This window comes from Roseateles albus, assembly GCF_028595345.1.
GTDB lineage: Bacteria > Pseudomonadota > Gammaproteobacteria > Burkholderiales > Burkholderiaceae_C > Paucibacter_A > Paucibacter_A albus.
The window spans coordinates 324,091-342,696 of sequence record NZ_JAQQXT010000005.1; the positions used below are offsets into that span (position 1 = coordinate 324,091).

An 18,606-nucleotide genomic window follows, 5' to 3' on the forward strand; every position below is an offset into this window, starting at 1 on the left:
TTTATCTGTGCAGCCCTCAATCACATATGCAGCAAAAATCAAAAATAAATCAAATGCTCGGTCCTGTGCTGTTGTTTATCGCAGTGGCAGGGTTGGCTATTATCCTGGCAGGTTTGATTGGGCTTGGTGCGGGAATATATGTTTTATTGTTTGTTTTAGGCTTGGTTTTTATTGTAATTGGATCAATTGATTTTCGGGTCTGTGTAGTGGCAATGGTCATTATGCTTCCGCTTTCGAGTACCCAGTTCTTCCCTCGACAGTTGTTTGGCTTAACTGGAGTGAATCCGTTCAACCTGATGTTTATTCTCGGGTTTTTAAGCTTCGGGTTGTCTAGATTCTTTGCACGAACTCAGACTAGCGTGAAAGTGGAAGGTTTTAGATTCTTTTGGCCTGTTATGTTGGCGATGCTCGTTGCTACTTACATTGGGTCTGGGCACCTACACCAAATCCCATTGTTCTACCGTTTGGAGCAGCCAGACTTGTTCGAATCGAGACCTCAGTACTTTCGCGACGTGTTTGTCAAACCACTAATGCTGTTTGGTTCGGTGTGGCTTTTGGCAAATGCAGTAGCCAGGTCTAAGGGCGTGCAGGGCTGGATAGCTGCCATAGTGGCGGGTTCAGCAGGAATAGCTTGTATGGTTTGGTTTTTTGTAGCGATGTCCGGTTTCTCCTTTGGTAGTTTATCCTCGGCAGGCGCCCGAACATTCTTGTCCCCTACCGGAATGCATGCCAATGAGATTGGGGTGGCCTTGTTGCCTGCCTATGCAGCCTGCCTGTTTATATTCAGGCATTTGAAGAGTGGCTGGTCTAAGGTCGGCATAGCAGGAGTTGGTGTGTTGGTGTTGTCGGCGACTTTGTTGACGTTTTCCCGCGCCGCCATGTTGGCACTTTTGATAGTTACCATTTTGTTCGTATTTAGACTTCGCAAGCCAGTTTGGATTTTAGGAGGTTTAATCGTAGTTTCAGTTGCAGTGCTGTTTGCGCCACAACCTATCCAAGACCGGGTTACCGAAGGTTTTGAAATTGGGGCGGTGGGCGCGAAGAATGACGCACTCACTGCTGGTCGGGTGAGAGATATTTGGGCTCCATTGGCTCCAGAAATTGCAAGGCAACCATTGCTTGGGAATGGCATCAACTCCACGATGTGGAGTCAGGCGGCCCGTAGCGGCATAATTGTCGTTGGGCATCCACACAATGCGTACTTGCTTTTACTGATGGACTATGGCGTAGTGCTTGGAGCCTTGGTTGTTTTCTTTCTTGTTAGCATTTGGCGGCTTTGGCGTGCACTGTCGCGAGATGCCGAACGTGATCCTGTGGAGCGGGCATTTTTCGATGGTATTTGCGCTGCCTTCCTGGCCTTTCTAGTGCAAGGATTGTCAGGTTCTTCTTTGGTTTTCGGCATTTCCCACGCGGTATATCTCGGTGCATTGGGTATAGCTCTAGGGGTAATTGCCAAGAAGCCTATCGCTGTCTTGCCAAACAAGAGTAGGAATTTGAAGCGACAGCCGGAATTGTTGCGCGTATCCAAGGGGCGCGCATGGGTTTAGGTCGTAAATCGGCCTGGTTAGGCATTGCCCAGGTGATTGAACTTGCGTTGCAAGTGCTGTTGCCGGTGTTGCTGGTGCGGCATTTGACGGTGGAGGATTTTGGCTCTTACCGCCTTTTGTGGCTCATTGCAGGTACGGCTGCAACCATGTTGCCGATGGCCATGCCTGATGTTTTGGCCGTTATGCTCCCATCCGCATCAGTCACTCGGCGCCGCAGCCTTGTCGCTTGGTCGGTTTTGTATATGGCAGTCGCCGGTGTGACAGCCGGATTGATCTGCGGGCTCGGATTGTTCCTAGCTTCCAACTCGCTTGGATTGAGCGCTTTGTTGCTTCCGGCTGCTACGTTCACATCTTTATGGATGTTTGGTGTGCTGCTTGACTACCTGCCGCTCGCCGATGAGCGGCCAGAATGGCAGGCTAAGGTAGTCATTTGTTTGGCTGCTTTTCGGGCGGTTGCAGCTGGGTGGGCAGCGTTTCATTTTGGCCAAGCTGAGCCTGTGTTTTGGGCATTGGTATTGACTGCTGCGGCTAAAGCATGCTTATTGTTGTACTACACGCAATCCCAACATTCTGTGCTGCAAGCTATGCCCTTGCGCGCAGATCTTGTAGAGCAGTGGCGGCGTGCTCTGCCTCTGGGTATTTCGGGGTTGTTGTTCGGACTTAGGCGACAAGTCGATCAGTGGATTGTGGCTGCCATGTTCAGTGTCACATTGTTTGCTTCATTCTCTTTGGCAGCGGTATTCGGGCCCTTGGTGTTCATGGCGCGCCGGGCAGTTTCAGGAGTTTTGCTGCCCACAATGAGTCGCCTGCATACTGCCGGTGACATTGATGCTCTGATAGAGACAAACCACAGGGCTAATTTGGCGGTCGCATTTATTGCTTTCCCGGTTTTGGCATTTATTTGGTGTTTCGGCGAGCCAATTTATACCTTGATTTATACTGATATCTATTTGGATGCGGTTCCGGTGATGCGAGTATTGACCATTGTTTGGCTCGTGCAAGTGGTCGATATGAATGGTTTGGTTTTGCTGTTTAATAAAAATGGATATGTCGCACGTATAAATCTGCCCTTGTTAGTATTGTCAGCTGTGTTGAGCGCAGCTGGTGGATTGATGTTTGGAATAATTGGAGCGGCCTTTGGTACCGTTGTTTCTATTGTAGTAGAGCGTTGGTTGATTGTTCGCTGCTTGGCTTCGCATCTAGGGATATCTGCTCTGGCCATGCAACCCTGGCTTGATTTGGTGCAACGGTTCTCGCTGTGTTGGGTTTTGGGGCTTCTTGCCAGAGCATTGTTCGAGGTGTTGAAGGGTGGCTGCTCTGTTATTGTGTGTATTAGCATCAGCGCTTTAGTTGCGGGGGCGGTCTATTTGGGACTGTGCAAATTGTTGGGTTGGTTCCCTAAATCACTGTCTATTGAGGGTGGGTATAGGTAATGAGTGTTGATAAAAAACCATTTATTATTACGATAGATACAGAAGGCGATAATTTGTGGGGTAAGCCGGCATTGGCCGGGGTTGAGAATGCACGTTATTTGCCAAGGTTCCAGGCTCTATGTGATGAATTTGAATTTAAGCCAACTTACCTGACAAACTACGAGATGGCGAGGTCAGCAGAATTCGTGGCGCTAGGACGGGAAGCGATTGCACGAGGTGGTGCAGAAATAGGTTGCCATATTCATGCTTGGGATAGCCCTCCGGAGCATATTATTACTAAGGCTGATCACCTTCACCACCCTTTTTTGATTGAGTATCCAGACAAAGTAATTGCCGAAAAATTGGCTTTTCAGACAAGGCTTCTCGAAGATACCTTCGGCGTGAAGATGCTTTCTCACAGGGCCGGCCGTTGGGCATTTGATGAGCGCTATGCATTGGCATTACTGAATGAAGGGTATCTCGTCGACTGCTCGGTTACGCCTGGCGTGTCTTGGCGCGCTATTAAAGGTAATCCGGATGGTTCGGGGGGCACAGATTATACAAACTTTCCAGAAGAGGCCTATTTTATAGATACTTTAGATATCTCGAAGCCAGGTAGCTCTAGATTGCTCGAAGTTCCAATGACTACGCGTCAGTCATGGTGTAAGAAAAAGATACCATGGGTCTATAAATTGCGCGGTTTTCGATCAGTGGTTGGGCGGCGGTATCCGGAGGTTTCATGGCTCCGCCCGCAGCGTGGCAATCGTGAGCAGATGCTAGCGCTAGTTGAGGCGGAAGCGTCACGCGCTGGACATCTGGAATTCATGATTCATTCCTCAGAATTCATGCCTGGGGGCAGCCCCTATTTCATCAATCAGGTCGAGGTCGATCAGATGATGGCGGACGTTCGTCAGGTTTTTGAACTGGTGTCGCAGACTCATCGGGGCTTTACCCTGTCGGAATTTTCAACGCAATTTAGAGCCCAAGCAAGGGTACCAAATCGAGGTTCGGCATGAGTGGGCTGGCGGCTTGTGTAGTGACTCATACCCGTTGGGTCATTATCAGGGAATGTTGGTTCGGACCTAGCGCAAGTGATGCAATAGCTGATGTGCAATTGATGCGGCAGTGGCCAGCGGGCGACTGGAAGGGGAATGCGACTCCAAAACACACCTTATTGATCCAGTTGAATATGCCCACTGAGCAAATCCAGGCTACGTTCAAGAAGGATGCCCAGTATGAAATTCGTCGGGCTCAGACGAAAGATGGGCTTGTTTTTGAGCTAATGCAAAGCCCCGGACCATCTGAACTGAATCAATTTTCAGATTTTTTTGACGGGTTTGCTCTTCAGAAATCACTTAGTCCGGTTGATCGTTCTTATTTGCAAGCGGCCGCGGATGCAGGATGTCTAAAGCTCACCTGCGTCAAACGTGGTGAACAGGTGTTGGTTTGGCACAGCTACATACTTGTTGGAGAGCGTGTGCGGTTGTTGCATTCTGCCTCGCAGTTCCGAGAGCATCAGGCCGAGGCTGGGTTTCGCAGTTTGGTGGGGCGGGCGAATCGCTGGTTGCATTGGCAAGACATGCAGGCTTTCGCTAGTCATGGCGTCGCAAGCTATGATTTTGGTGGCTGGTACGCTGGATGCGAGGATAAGGAAAAGCTCCGTATCAATGCGTTCAAGGAAGAGTTTGGTGGCAAGCCGATTCAGGAGTTCGAAGGTCAAATTGCGCTGACTCTTAAAGGGAAGCTATATCTTTGGTTGCGCGGTTTGCGTAGCAAGGGCGGTTAATTGTGAGATTGCTTTTCGTTTGCCCCAGCCTTGGATACGGTGGCGCTGAAACACAGTTGATTGCGTTAGCAAAAGGTTTGGGCGCTCGGGGGCATGAGGTTGTGATCTACTCTATGTCGGGGCAAAGCGAGCGTCCGCACCAGTTAGAAGAACATGGCGTGAAGGTGATTCACGATGAGAAACGTAGCCGTTTGGATTTTAGCTTGATTGGCCGAATGCGCGCATTCGTCTCAGCTTGGCAGCCTGAAGTGGTGCATGGGTTTTTATTTGATGGAAATTTATATGCACGCTTGGCTGCCGTTGCCAACGGTGGGGCAGTTTGCTTAAGCGCAGAGCGTAGCTCTGACTATAGTTTGCGGCGGGCGCAAACTATAGGCCACCATTTGACAAAGCACATTACTCGGGCAGTCGTTGCCAATTCATATGCAGGCGCTGAATTTGCGAGAAGATTGTTTGCCTTCCCGCCCGAGCGTGTACATGTTGTCTGGAATGGCATTGACTTGTGCGCTGTAAGGCAGCGAGCTAGTTTAGCCACTGGTCTGAGGGCCAGTCTTGGTATGGACCATGGCGATAAATTGTTGTGCTTTGTTGGTTCAATCAAGCCCGAAAAAGACTATGTTTTAGCTTTGAAAATTGTGCGTGAACTATTGTTGATTGAGGCCGGCAAATGGCATTGCCTCTTTATTGGTGCAGGCTACGCCAAATCAATGCCATATACAGTTCAGGAGTTTGATCAATCCCAGGCTTATGCGGCAGTTGTTGAGGGTTTGTTCTCCGATCTTCCCTCCCTAGCTAGGGTCCACCGATTTGGCGCGGTAGATAATGTAATTGAATTAATGGCGCAAAGCGATGTCCTGCTATCGACATCAATACGAGAGGGCTTTCCCAATGTCGTGCTGGAAGCCATGGCCAGCGGATTGCCTGTTGTCAGTACAGAGTATTCTGATATTCGTCGCATCTTGCCTTTGCCTTGGCAGGTAGTTGCTGAAAGGAATGTTGCTTCGCTAGTGTCGGCATTAGAGCGTGCTAGTGGTGCAGAGGCGAAAGCTGTAAAACTGGCACAAGAGGTTTGGGTAGATCAGCATGCCAGCATTGAACAAGCAGTACTCTCGCTGGAAGCGGTCTATAGGGCTTGTTTATTGGAGGCAGGCAAATGACCAAACAGGGCATTACTGCAAAGCCTTTGCACTTGTGTATGGTCGCATTGACCGCGTACCCTGTGCTTGCCGGGCGCTCGGACTACCGATTAGTGGGCGGCGCACAGGTGCAGCAGGTAATGATTGCCCGGGCTCTGGTCGAGGCCGGCGTTCGTGTGAGTTTGATTTGCCTGGACTTCGGGCAGCCTGCCATCGAGGTGATCGACGGCATAGAGGTGCACCGCTGCTTTGCCCCTGGCGCCGGTGTGCCGGGCCTGCGGTTTTTCCATCCACGCATGAGTGGTTTGTTCGCGGCCATGAAGCGAATCAATGCAGATGTTTATTACCAACGTTGTTCGGGCATGACCACGGGTCTAGTGGCGGCGTGGGCGCGCATGGCCGGAAAACCATCAATCTATGCGGGAGCTTCTGATCTGGATTTTCAGCCCGGCCCACCCAACCTGACCGGAGCCAAGGACAGGTTTGCATTCAATCGTGGCTTGGCTGCCGTGTCAGCGGTGGTGCTACAAAATCCGCGCCAGCAAGAATTGCTGCGGCAGCACCATGGCCGGGAAGGCGTGTTGATTCCCAGTTGCTACAACCCAGGAAAAAAAGGCGGTGAATTGGCGACATCTCCTGGTCAACATGGCGAAGTGCTTTGGGTCGGCATGATCAGGCCGGTCAAGCGGCCGGATCGCTTTTTGCAATTGGCGCGAGCGCTGCCTCATTTGCGGTTTCGCATGATAGGGGGCGCCCTTGGGGAAACGGGTGCGGTCAACGAGTATTTTGAAAGGATCAAGGCCGAGGCTGATGACCTTCCAAATGTGAGCTTTATGGGCTTTGTGCCATTTGCCGATGCCGACCAATTTTTTGATCAGGCAGCGCTGTTGGTCAATACATCGGACCATGAGGGCTTCCCCAATACATTCTTGCAAGCATGGGCCCGAGGTGTGCCCTGTGTTGCGATGTTTGATACAGGTTCGAGGTTGAATGGCTCGCCACCCTACGCCCTGGTCGCCGACGATGCTGCCTTACTTGCAAAAATCATGGAACTCATGTCCGACGCGTCAATTTATGCGAACTTCAGCGACCGTGCATTTCTGTATTTCAAGCAAGAGCATTCGCCCGAGCAGGCGGCCGCTAGGTACATTCAGTTGCTATTGAGCTTGTGCGACAAAACAGCTGGTGCTGTGGCGGCAAGCACTTGAAGATTTTCTCTTGTATGACTTGTACTGCTTAGTTGAATATATATATCTAAAATTACTATTGTGGCGTGAGATTTGAATATGGAATTTTTCTATGGATTGGCGTGAATATAGTCATTGTGTCAAGGCTGATGCGTTCAGAATTTCCGGCAGTTATTCATTCTTAAGTGTCGCAAAATTGCTCCTGCTTGGCGAGTCATATAAGTATATATTTTGGTTCAGGACCGCGGCATTATTTCGGTCTAAGTTTATTTTGAAGGTGACTTTTTTTCCGCTTTGTTACCTAGTGTTGCGTCACTATAAATACAGGTTTGGTATTTCAATTCCGCTGTCCACAAAAATAGGTGTGGGATTTTATGTTGGGCATTTTGGTGGCATCGTCATTAACGGCGCTTGTAAAATCGGTGATAATTTCAACATTTCGCAAGGGGTTACGCTTGGTAGCATTAGTTTCGGTGACAAGAAGGGTTGTCCAACGATTGGTAACGATGTTTATATTGGGCCTGGTGCGAAAGTTATCGGCTCAGCAGCTATTGGCGATGGCGTAGCTATAGGGGCGAATGCGGTAGTTACGGGGGATGTTGTTTCAGGTGCTACGGTTGCAGGAGTGCCTGCCAGAATCCTTTCCATGAAGGGCTCAAAGGGTTACGTAAACAGAACAAACTATCCTCCACAAAAAAAGTAAAATAAATATTGAGAGGAGAGGTTTGATATCTTGCAAGGGAAGCGGCAACGGACTGTCGGAGCTGGCAATATTTTTTCGAGGCTTACTCTTGGCAGCATGAAAACCCTGAATTGTATTGATTTTCGGCACCCGGCCATGGCCTTGTGTTCATCTATTGTTCAAGTCGATTTGCGACTTTTTAGTTAAACCCTAGCCGTTTCTGGCGAGGGCTGATCGCTATGATTATGAAGCAGCGGTGATTGATATTCTTAACTTCCGGGTTTTAAATGACGCTTGACCGACTGTTGAAAAAATTTTCGATACGTGGTTCCCGGACAGGGTTACATGGGATTAGTACAAAGTAGGTGGGGCGAATATTTTTCCCGCCATATGGAATGCATAAGAAGCCTGACGCTGGCTAAATTTAGATAGTATTGTGTTGGGGTTTTTAATTATTTTGCGTGCAGGCAAGGGCACGGTATAGCCAGAGATAGGGCTGCGCAAAGGGTATTGTCATTTTTTCTGCTCAGGGCCAAGCAGATGGAAACCCGAAATGAACATCAATTGGCCACAGCTAGTTGGTTAAGCTAACGCTCAGGGATTTCAATTGCGTTTGATGATACCGAATGGGTCAATGCTTGAATCGTGGCCCATCGGTTATCGGCGCGTCAATAGCAGCTGAAGGTCCCATAATCCTCGTGAAGATCCTGCGGGATTTAATAGGCGCCGGGTAGACTTGTGTCCTGCTGCGAAACTTTTTCAATCTGACATTCTGCACTAGTCCCGATATTAGTGGTTAAAATTCATTAATTTATTTGAAACAATCGTGTACTGCAGTCATCTGAATATTGAATAACTGTAGTGGTAATTGGACAAGAAATGAAGCCACACGCGTCTCACGGTAACATTAAATATAGACCTGAAATTGATGGTCTTCGAGCCTTGGCTGTTTTGCCGGTGGTCTTGTTCCACGCGGGGTTTTCTGGGTTCGGAGGAGGGTACGTCGGCGTTGATGTTTTCTTTGTTCTCAGTGGTTACTTAATCACGACTATCATTGCTCATGATTGCAGTCAAGATAAATTCTCAATTGCTGCATTCTATGAGAGAAGAGCTAGGCGGATATTGCCCGCGCTTTTCTTGGTGATGGCGGCATGTATTCCGTTTGTTTGGCTATGGATGCTGCCTACCGAAGCACAGTCTTTTTCGCGAAGTCTGCTGTCTGTATTGGCCCTGATCCCAAATGTTTATTTTTGGCGAACGACGAACTATTTTGCACCATCTGCAGAAGAGGCTCCACTTCTGCATACATGGAGCCTTGGAGTAGAAGAGCAGTTCTATATCTTGTTCCCTCTGATCATATGGGCTGCCTGGCGATTTAAGCTTCGTGCGTCCCTTACATTCTTGATCGTTTTAATGTTAGCAGTAATGTCTTTTGGGCTAAGTGAATGGAGTTGGAGAACAGGCAAGCTATCAAGCAATTTCTTTCTGCCTTTTACGCGGGCATGGGAATTGATGGTTGGAAGCTTGATTGCGCTTTGGTCAAGGAGTGATATACAGCAAAGAAAATTTAATCTGCTAGCTTGCAATATGGCATCATTGGCCGGATTCTCAATGTTGGTGTTCGCCATTGTCGCATTCGATAAATTTACTCCAATGCCCAGCGCCTATGCACTATTGCCCACGATCGGAACTGGGTTAATTATATTGTTTGCTAGAGATCGAACCTGGATAAATCGCTTGCTTGCACACCGCGCATTGGTTGTCATAGGGCTTATATCCTACAGCGCATACCTTTGGCATCAACCCCTGTTTGCTTTTGCTCGAATTCGAATTGAGGGCGGTCCTTCAGTTGTAGTATATCTTGCTCTTACGTTTGTCTCTTTGGCTTTGGCCTATTTGAGTTGGCGGTTTGTTGAGGTTCCTTTTAGAAACAAAAAAAATATAACTAAGCTGGTTCTGATCCGGCTTTCATTGTCTGCTACGGTGATTCTTGGGATGGTAGGCGTATGGTCCGAAAAAACCGATGGTTGGTCGGGCCGATTTGTTGATGCCGACCTTAAGTTAGCTGCACTGGCCGATGTTCCCGCCCAAGGGAAATATGTTCAAGCTAAATTTTTTGCGCTCGCCAAAGATTTTTCGAGGGATGATTCGCTGAAGATATTGGTTATCGGAGATAGTTATGCGCAGGACTTTGTCAATTCAATTTATGAGAGCAATAGGTTGCCCGGCGCAGAAGTTCGGACGTTTTTAGTGCCTAAAGAGTGTCAGGTTTATTTTGGGAAAAGTGATGTGAAGGCCAATGTGGAGGATCGCTACCGTCCGACGTGCCAAAAACTTCGCAACTCAATGGAACTTAAAGGTAGGGCGGCTGCCGCCAATGTAATTGTATTGACAAGCAGTTGGGCAAAATGGTCGGCTGTAAAATTGCCTGAGACAATTGAGTTTTTGGCCTTGAATGCCAATCAAAAACTTTTTGTTGCTGGACCCAAGCGTGTTGGAGATGTTGTGGTTCGCGACCTCGTTAAGACGCCCGAGGACCGACGCTATTTGACTGCTCATCGTGTAAGGTCGGAGACTCGACAAATGGAAGCCCTTCTCAAAAGGAACTCGCCTGCCGGTACATTCGTAAGCATGCAGGATGCAATATGCGGGAGTGGAGAAAGTTGCTTGCTGTTTACGGATGAGAAGGAGTTGAAATCTTTTGACGGTACTCACCTTACCCAGGCTGGGGCAAGGTTTGCCGGGATGCGCCTTTTCGAACATTCCGCATTGTCTGTTCTTTTGCAGGCCAGATAGCAATTTTTGGGGCTTAGGCCTGCTTTATCTGGTGTACGACTCCGTAGTGCTTGGACACCGAAAGGCGGGCTTCACATGATTGAATCCACACGAGGTAAGCGACTCAACGTATTGGCTATCATCCTGTCTACGGGCAGAATATCCAGCATCAAGGTAGGGCAATCGATGACCAGCAATGTACTCACTGAATTTCTCATTTCGTTCAAAGAATATGTTGGAAACTGTTGACTGCAATTCATGACAACACATCCTTACATAAATCCAACGCCAATCGACACATCATCGAAATTTTAGAGAAAGAAGGTTTGGCGTTATATTTTTGCCGCCCTTTAGCCCTAATCCCAATCGCATTGAAAAGATTTGACACCTGATGTAGCCCGCATGGATGGCTGTTAAATGTGTAAGCAATCAAGTGTTCGAAGATGACATTGTTGACATGTTTTCCAAACAACAGTTCCAAGTGTAAAATTAAAATTTTGCGGGCTTAACTTATTTGAGGCGGCTTGTAGCGGATCACTTGTATATTGCCCTGTGTGGGCTAATTTTTGGCAGGATAACAATTGGCAACTACCTGAAGATTAGCGCCAATACGGTCCTGTAGGGACATATAGGGATATTTCAAGCAATGTGATTCTTGCGTTGAGTTCAGGCTTGAAGATAATATATAGGACTGGGAGTGGGAGGTATTGGGTTGTTTGAAATCAGCAGTACATCATTTTTCCTCAATTGAAGGGCGATAATTATTTTTTTCCTTTTTTTTCGGGGTGGGTTTTTTAAGTGCTCTGTTGTTGCCGCATAGTCGGAAGACTATTTATTATTTGAGGTTTTGCATGAAAACGGTTGGCGCTAGGGTTAATGAAATAGATTTGCTGCGTTTTCTTGCGGCTATGTCTGTAGTATTATTCCATTATGCCTTTCGTGGCTTTGCTGCCGACGGTAAGTCGGTGATGCCATATCCCTTATTGGCGCCTTTGGCAAAGTACGGGTATCTTGGCGTGGAGCTATTTTTTATGATCAGTGGATTCGTTATATTAATGACTGCCGCTGAGGCTAACTTGCGTGGCTTTTTGATATCGAGAGTGGTGCGTCTCTATCCTGCTTTTTGGGCCTGTTGTACGTTGACATTTTTGGCAATTCTTGCATTCGGTTCCCCTGTATTTCATGCAAGCATGAGCCAATATCTAATAAATTTAACCATGCTAAGTGGATTTATTGGCGTGAGTTCGATTGATGGTGCGTATTGGTCGCTCTTTGTTGAGATGCAATTCTATGCATTCGTTTCATTGGTTCTGGTATTCAGAAAAATCCACCACGCTGAACGCTATTTATGGGTCTGGCTCGTAGCCGTGGCGGCGGTGGAAATGTTTCCGAATGGGAAAATTGGGCGCCTACTGATTCAAAACTATGCGGCATACTTCATTGCCGGCGCAGCTTACTATTTGATTATGAAAAATGGGGCTAGTTGGTCTCGGATGTTAATTGTGCTGCTTTCTTGGGTGTTGGCGGTTTCTCAACAAGCAAGTGTTGTAGAAAACTTTTATTCGCATTATCGTACAGCTTTAAATGTCTATGTTGTTGTTGGTATTATCTCAGCTTTCTTTGTTGTTCTTTTATTGGTGGCCCTTCGGAAAACAGGGGGAGTAGGACGGATAAGTTGGGTAATCCTTGGTGCTTTGACTTACCCACTATATTTGGTTCATCAGTATATTGGGTTTATGGTTTTTAACAACGGCTATCCTCGAGTAAATTCGCATGTGTTGCTGTGGGGGATGGTGGCGCTTTCCTTATTTTTGGCCTATGTGGTGCATACGCAAGTTGAGAAACGCTTTGCCTCTAGGATGAAAAATGCGTTGAATTTATGGTGGGACCAAGCTTTGCATCTGCGGTTTTTATTTAAATAGGTCTTGGTCGCGCCTTGGGAATAAATTTGTCAATTCGGCTTGCTTTAGGTCCTTGATGGTAAGTGTTATCTATGTTTGTTATTTTGTAGCATGGAAGTTGTGTATTAATATTGAGATGTTTAATGATTGAGCGATTAAATGTCCGGGGATTCATTTTGATCTTGCGGTTGAAGAAGTAATTCTGCGATGCAAATATTCCCTTGGCTAAGATTTTTGATGTAAATTTAAGGCGTATGTCAATGTGGGTGCAATTTTCCGTTGCTCGAAATTCGATATTTGGCGGCGCGCCTTGTGTGCCTCATTTTACGAAGTGTATTAGTTTTGCTTGGGGCGGCTGGGTTACGCGAAAGTTTTATTATTCACTGCAGGTGGGGACCGGCTCAAACTGGTTGGCTAACTTAAAGGTTAGGGTGTTCGGATAAGTAAATTGATAGTTAAAAATATTGACTGGGATAGCTAGATTAAATTGATTGAATTTTTGAAAAGCAGCCGGGGCTGTGGCGATATCTTGTGTAATATATATCGGTGAAATGATAATTTCATATGGTGCGCCAAGCAGCATTGAACTTGGTTTCTAAGAGGCGAGTTGCACTGACGGAGGCAGTCGCCAGAATTGAAAATTGGAGGGAGAGCGTGAGCACAATCTTAAATGTTCTTCAAGATGGGTTATCGTTGGGATTTGTTTCCCTAAGATTGGTGTTTCATATTCAAGCTGTTGGGTCTGTACGTTTGTTTTGGTTTTTGTGTCATTTTATTCCTCGATTGATTGTGTGCGGCCTAGCGCGTATATGAAGATCACTGCGGTGCACTCGATACTATCGTCGACATGACCTCCGTTGACCCCTGGACGGTGGAGGTGCTTCTCGATAAATACATCATGGCTGGCGGAGACGCGGGATTTGTCAACATGCTGGTGGGCGTATTGAACATGAAGGAATTGTTTGTTGGCGAACACGGTATTCACCAAAGAAGCGACTAAAGGGTTTTTGGGGTGGCGTATTTCTAGATTAGAGAACGTTTGACACTAGCCTGCCAAACAATAATCTGTCTTTTCTTGCGCGAGCGATGCTTGGTTTATCAAGTGCAGCCGAATCGTTGTGCTTGGTCTCCGAATGGAAATCATAAATTGACTGAATCCAAATGAGGTCATTGGCGGCCATGCTCCGTGCAGTGGACTATTAAGCGTCAAGCTTTGGCATTCGATTAATGGTGATGCACTCATAGGACCTCTCAGCTTACTCAAAGAGCAAGTTTTCAAGCCGTTGGCTGAAATTATTGACGGTGCCTACCTGCATTAATTTCATGCGACTCTGTCCGTCATTGAATTTCTATGGAAACAACGTCTGACGTAATGTTTTTCATGCCAATAACCCTTAACTTAATCGCACTAAAAAGCTCTGTCTTCTGGCGCATCGTACATGGATGGCTGTTAAATTTCGACGCAGTGAAGTTCTTGAGGATGATATTGTGAGGAGTTGGTAAAATTTCGCCAACAAGTATAATTTCATGTTTTTAAAAACTTAACTTATTTGCAGCAACTCTGCTTTTTCCTTGTTCATGGGTGGCAGCTTGAGTTCTTTTTTTGGGGAGAGAAAATGTATTCAGCGAAATACTATGTCGGCAGTCCAGTTTGGCTACAAGAAGCAATGTTGAGTGTGCGTGGGTGGGTCAGAGGCTCGATGCGTGAAGGCGCAGCGATGAAGAAAGAGCTGGACGAAGTGCTACGCACGCAGTGGCTCGATCCCGATGAACTCAGCTTGCTTCAGCTGAAGCGTTTGCGGGCAACGGTGACGCATGCTGGTTTGCATGTGCCCTTTTACAGGGAGCACTTCAAGGCCGCAGGATTTGAGCCGGGAGACTTGAAGTCTTTGGCGGATGTCAGCAAGATTCCTCAAATGACCAAGATGCATGCTTTCGAAGCAGGCCGGCGCATGACTTCTGAAGTGCACTCGGGATTGAAGTTTGAAGCCCACACGAGTGGTACCACTGGCTTGGCCATGACGAGCTGGCGCGATTTACATTCAATCAACCGCGAAAATGCTTTCGTATGGAGGCAGATGATTTGGGCCGGCTTCAAACCCGGCGACCGGCGAGCATGGATTCGCGGCGATAAGATTGTGCCAGCTGATCAAAAAGTGGCGCCGTTTTGGCGACACAATCGTGGTGAAGATATGTTGATGCTGTCTTCTTACCACCTATCAGAGCTGACTGCGGATGCCTATATTGAGGCCTTGGAGCTATTTGATCCCTCTGTGTTTTTGTGTTATCCATCAGCTATCTTGATGCTGGCCCGGTATTTGATATCAAACGGTCGGCGTTATAAGGGAAAAAGCTTGCGAGGCATGATGACCTCCTCTGAAACTGTTACCGATGAACACCGCCGCTTGGTGAGTGAAGCGTTCGGTGTGCAGATTTTTGATTGGTATGGCGCTTGTGAGCGTATGACTGCGATTGGTACTTGTGAACATGGTAAGTACCACGTCATGGCTGACTACAGTTATACAGAATTGGAGCCCGAGTTGGGTGGTTCCTGTTCGGTTGTGGGAACATCCTTCGATAACAAACTTATGCCGTGGATTCGTTATAAGTTGGGCGATGAAATTATGCCAGCGCCCACGGGTAGCCAATGCACTTGCGGGCGGCATTTCCCTTTGGTTTCTTCCTTGATAGGTCGAATTGACGACTATGTGATTTCGCCTGATGGCCGGCACGTCAATATGATGTCCAATGCCATTGACAATATTCCCCATATATTGGAAGGGCAAGTCCGGCAAGACAGTCTCGATGAGTTGACTTTGGTGCTGGCTTTAGTGCCTGGCGCGCCGTTTGACGAGGCCGCAGCGATTGAGGCAGTCCGAACTTATATCGGCCATGATATGAAAGTGAAGGTCCATTTGGTTGAGAGCGTACCCCGCACTGGAAATGGGAAGCTGCGGGTAGTGGTCCGTACGGTCTGAACTAAAGTGCTCCTGGAGACTGGGGTAGATTAAAACCGAAATTTGTGCCTCGAAGCTTCTGCGCAATCTGGAGTAGATGTTTGGTACAAGAATATAAGGTTAACTTCAATATGCCGCTTGAGGATTACATTCATCCTTTTTTGAAGTACTATACAGAGGCCCCTCAGTTTGTGAAAACATTGGCAGGTTCAGCCTATGCGTACTTGCCGGATAGCTGGCGATACGGAAAGGAGTATCACCGATTTCTTGCAGATATTGAGTCTAGTTATGCCTATGAGAGTTTGCCTGCGCTTGTTGATCAACGCCTGCGCGCCACCCTGCGCTGGGCCGCAGACACTGTCCCCGCTTTTCGTGAGCTAGGCTATTCGGTGGGTGATGCTGGCGAGCCGGCGATTGCCTTACTGAGGCACTTTCCTTTGTTGAACAAAGAGGACATAAAGGCAAAGCCCAAAAGTTTCCTGTCTGATGCGATGCCCGCTTCCACGCATTTGCTAGCGCATACAGGCGGTTCTACGTCCATACCTATGCGCTTGTATTTGCATAAGTTTGTCTCCCGCTCCAAAGATTTTGCTTATAACGGCACGTTCGACCGCGTAGCTGGTATCAGCCCTGCCGATCGAATTCTCGCTTTAAGGGGGCGAACGGTTCCCGGAGCTGACAAGGAGGGAGGCCCAATCTGGATGTACGACCCGATCAAGCGCTATTTGCACCTCAGCTCTGATCATTTGGAGCCTGAGTATATGGCGCGCTACATTGGTGCGATCAAACGGTTCAAGCCGACGTTCATCCATGCGTTCCCTTCCGCCATCGTGCCATTGGCACATTGGCTTGATATATACCCTGACGTTGAAATTACTGGGAGGTTCAAAGGCATACAGCTCTTTTCGGAGAATGTATATCCCTATCAAGTTGAACTGCTCGAGCGCGTCTTTGGCTGCCCGGTTCTCTTGGATTACGGTCACTCGGAGCGTGCCGTTAAGGCGATATCATTGCCCGGCGATAAGCGCTATTTTTTTTGGCCGCTATATGGCTATGTTGAATTGGTTGATTTTTCTGGTAGGCCGATCGACAAGCCTGGTGTATTGGGTGAAATTGTTGCGACGGGGTTTGACAACAAGGTCATGCCCTTGATTCGGTACAGGACAGGTGATTTGGCCATGTGGACTTCGGAGCCAAACACGATTCGTCCGGGATTCCAAGTACTAGATCGGGTGGAGGGGCGCTTGCAAGAGTTTTTGGTTTGTCGAGACAATCGTTTGGTTTCCATCGCGACGATAGGCGCGGCGCATTTCGAGGAACTTGCAACTGCTGACCGGATGCAGTTTGAACAGACAAGCCCCGGCATAGCGATTCTTAAAGTTTTGGCTGCAACTGAGCCCAGTGATCGTTCCAAACAGGCCTTGAGAGAAGGAATTTCTAAGAAAACTCAGGGCGGCTTAGAAATTGAGGTTGTGCGGGTTGACGATATTGCGCGAACTGCGTCTGGTAAGCATAAGCTGTTAGTTCAGCATCTTGACCTGAGTAAGTTTCTGGGTGCCACACAACAGGATTCGGAGTAGCCCAAATGCGTAAGGTGATCATGATTGGTCCGGACCGCTTCGCGCGGGGCGGAATGTCGACTGTGATTGACATTTACCTGCGTAGTGGCTACGAGGCTGATGGTCGATGTCAGTTTCTTAGGACACAGTGCCAGGGCTCCTTCCTACGTCGTAGCTTGGTGTTGATCCATAGCTTGATGGTCTATCTGGGGTTTTTACTTTCCGGTCGCATGTTGCTTTTACATGCGCATGTCGCTTCTGGCAAGAGTTTTTGGCGGAAGTCCATTTTTATTTGCTTGGCATATATTTTTCGTCGTCCGGTGATATTCCATTTGCACGGGGGTGAGTTTGCGCAGTTTGTAGAGGAGAGAATTCCTCCATGGCGAAAGAAATTTGTTTTAGCTGTTATCGCCAAGGCGGATCAGGTATTTGCATTGACGTTGCAGGCAGAGCGGTGGTTGCTAGAGGTTGGCAATGCCAAGAATGTCTTGGTGTTGCCAAACCCGATGATTGTGCCGCCCAGGGGCAATGCTCCGAATCGAGGCAAGGATGTTTTGTTTATCGGAGGGATTCAGCGCGAGAAGGGCATTTATGACTTGCTTGATGCGTTTAAAATGGTTCTTTTCACGATCCCTGATGCCAGATTAGTAGTTTGCGGCGCCGGCGATACCGCCGGTGTGAAAGCTTCGGCCCAGGCCATTGGGATTGAACGCAAGCTTCATTTTGCAGGTTGGGTCAATGAGGCTGAACGCAATGCTTGGCTTGCGTCTGCTGGTGTTTATGTGTTGCCTTCGCACTTTGAGCAAATGCCGATGAGTGTTTTAGAGGCAATGGCTGCTGGTTGTCCGGTCGTTGCCACGCGGGTAGCGGCTGTTCCGGAAATACTTGATCATCAAGTGTCAGGGCGATTGGTAGACGTCGGCGACGTCAGCGCAATGGCAGCAGAAATTGTCGCGACACTCAGCAATAGTTTGCTTAGTCAACAACTCGCTGATGAAGCATATGCGGTGGTATCAAGTCGCTATGAAGCTAGCAGAGTTGTTGGCCAACTCAAGGGCCAATATACGAAGTACTCTGCGAAAAAATACAAATAACTGTCGTTGCTGAGTGAGACCGCTGCATAATCCGCTCCGTAAACTCGCCCACCTCAGCGGCAGCCGAGGATTCCATGATGCGGAAAGAGTCGGTCGGTTTTAGAGCGATTTGAAGGGTTTTCGGCCCTTCCTTCGGGCCCTTTGGCCTATCAAGACGGACTACTCCCTGCACACGGTTGCAGCCGCCCGCTTTGCAGCTTCCTCATCGCCTGAGTAGGTTGACACCCAGCGCCGCCCACGCCATCTGCGCCTGCGTTTTGGCGGCTCCAAAGGACCGCGCTCGGCTCAGGTGAAACTTTCTCTTCATCGTCCCGAAGCCTTGCTCGACCTTGTAGCGCAGCGTGGCAATGGCCTGGTTCATCTGCGTCTGCAAGGGATGCACCGGATTGCTTCGACTTCCTTTGAACTGGATCAGGTCGCGCCTATGCCCTTGCTCTTGAGGTACTGAGTCGGCCCTGCAAAACCCCGCCAACCCCCATGGCTACTGACATCTCGGGGTGAATGCCAATGGCCAGAACTCCCAAAAAGATATTCAATCGCTATTGATTTTTGGGAGTTCTGGAGGGTAAA

Annotated in this window: 14 protein-coding genes; 13 read left to right on the forward strand and 1 reads right to left on the reverse strand. The window is 48.2% G+C overall.

Going from position 1 to position 18,606, the window contains the following annotated elements; translation table 11 throughout:
• Positions 1-26: 26 nt before the first annotated feature.
• The 13 genes from PRZ03_RS10885 (at position 27) to PRZ03_RS10945 (ending at position 18,036) form a co-directional block, all read left to right on the forward strand.
• Positions 27-1,547, forward strand: coding sequence for an O-antigen ligase family protein (locus tag PRZ03_RS10885; protein ID WP_273600314.1), 1,521 nt, complete (start codon positions 27-29; stop codon positions 1,545-1,547).
• Positions 1,538-2,980: a lipopolysaccharide biosynthesis protein gene (locus PRZ03_RS10890; RefSeq protein WP_273600315.1), complete on the forward strand. Its 1,443-nt coding sequence runs from the start codon at positions 1,538-1,540 to the stop codon at positions 2,978-2,980. Before PRZ03_RS10885 ends, PRZ03_RS10890 begins: the two co-directional genes overlap by 10 nt.
• Positions 2,980-3,975 (forward strand): polysaccharide deacetylase family protein, encoded by a 996-nt coding sequence (locus PRZ03_RS10895; protein ID WP_273600316.1) that lies wholly within the window; start codon positions 2,980-2,982, stop codon positions 3,973-3,975. The genes PRZ03_RS10890 and PRZ03_RS10895 overlap by 1 nt, the downstream gene beginning before the upstream one ends.
• Positions 3,972-4,745 (forward strand): GNAT family protein, encoded by a 774-nt coding sequence (locus PRZ03_RS10900; RefSeq protein ID WP_273600317.1) that lies wholly within the window; start codon positions 3,972-3,974, stop codon positions 4,743-4,745. The genes PRZ03_RS10895 and PRZ03_RS10900 overlap by 4 nt, the downstream gene beginning before the upstream one ends.
• 2 nt (positions 4,746-4,747) lie before the next feature.
• Positions 4,748-5,902, forward strand: a complete 1,155-nt coding sequence (locus PRZ03_RS10905; protein WP_273600318.1) for a glycosyltransferase — start codon at positions 4,748-4,750, stop codon at positions 5,900-5,902.
• Positions 5,899-7,089 carry a glycosyltransferase family 4 protein gene (locus tag PRZ03_RS10910; protein WP_273600319.1) on the forward strand — a complete coding sequence of 397 codons (1,191 nt, stop codon included), beginning with the start codon at positions 5,899-5,901 and terminating at the stop codon, positions 7,087-7,089. The genes PRZ03_RS10905 and PRZ03_RS10910 overlap by 4 nt, the downstream gene beginning before the upstream one ends.
• A 91-nt stretch (positions 7,090-7,180) precedes the next feature.
• Positions 7,181-7,771, forward strand: coding sequence for a serine O-acetyltransferase (locus PRZ03_RS10915; RefSeq protein ID WP_273600320.1), 591 nt, complete (start codon positions 7,181-7,183; stop codon positions 7,769-7,771).
• Between the two features lie 858 nt (positions 7,772-8,629).
• Complete coding sequence (locus tag PRZ03_RS10920; RefSeq protein ID WP_273600321.1) at positions 8,630-10,546, forward strand: acyltransferase family protein; 1,917 nt, start codon at positions 8,630-8,632, stop codon at positions 10,544-10,546.
• Positions 10,547-11,376: 830 nt separating this feature from the next.
• The gene (locus PRZ03_RS10925; RefSeq protein ID WP_273600322.1) at positions 11,377-12,447 is read left to right on the forward strand and encodes an acyltransferase family protein; all 1,071 of its coding nucleotides are present in this window, start codon (positions 11,377-11,379) and stop codon (positions 12,445-12,447) included.
• Positions 12,448-13,273: 826 nt separating this feature from the next.
• Positions 13,274-13,426 (forward strand): hypothetical protein, encoded by a 153-nt coding sequence (locus PRZ03_RS10930; RefSeq protein WP_273600323.1) that lies wholly within the window; start codon positions 13,274-13,276, stop codon positions 13,424-13,426.
• Positions 13,427-14,042: 616 nt separating this feature from the next.
• A complete protein-coding gene (locus PRZ03_RS10935) occupies positions 14,043-15,404 on the forward strand; it encodes a phenylacetate--CoA ligase family protein (RefSeq protein WP_273600324.1) in 1,362 nt (453 codons plus the stop codon).
• 80 nt (positions 15,405-15,484) lie between these two features.
• Complete coding sequence (locus PRZ03_RS10940; protein WP_273600325.1) at positions 15,485-16,963, forward strand: phenylacetate--CoA ligase family protein; 1,479 nt, start codon at positions 15,485-15,487, stop codon at positions 16,961-16,963.
• Between the two features lie 5 nt (positions 16,964-16,968).
• Positions 16,969-18,036, forward strand: coding sequence for a glycosyltransferase family 4 protein (locus PRZ03_RS10945; protein ID WP_273600326.1), 1,068 nt, complete (start codon positions 16,969-16,971; stop codon positions 18,034-18,036).
• A 202-nt stretch (positions 18,037-18,238) separates the two neighbouring features.
• Here the strand turns inward: PRZ03_RS10945 and PRZ03_RS10950 are convergent, their stop codons facing one another.
• Positions 18,239-18,397 (reverse strand): transposase, encoded by a 159-nt coding sequence (locus PRZ03_RS10950; RefSeq protein WP_338109605.1) that lies wholly within the window; start codon positions 18,395-18,397, stop codon positions 18,239-18,241.
• Positions 18,398-18,606 lie beyond the last annotated feature (209 nt).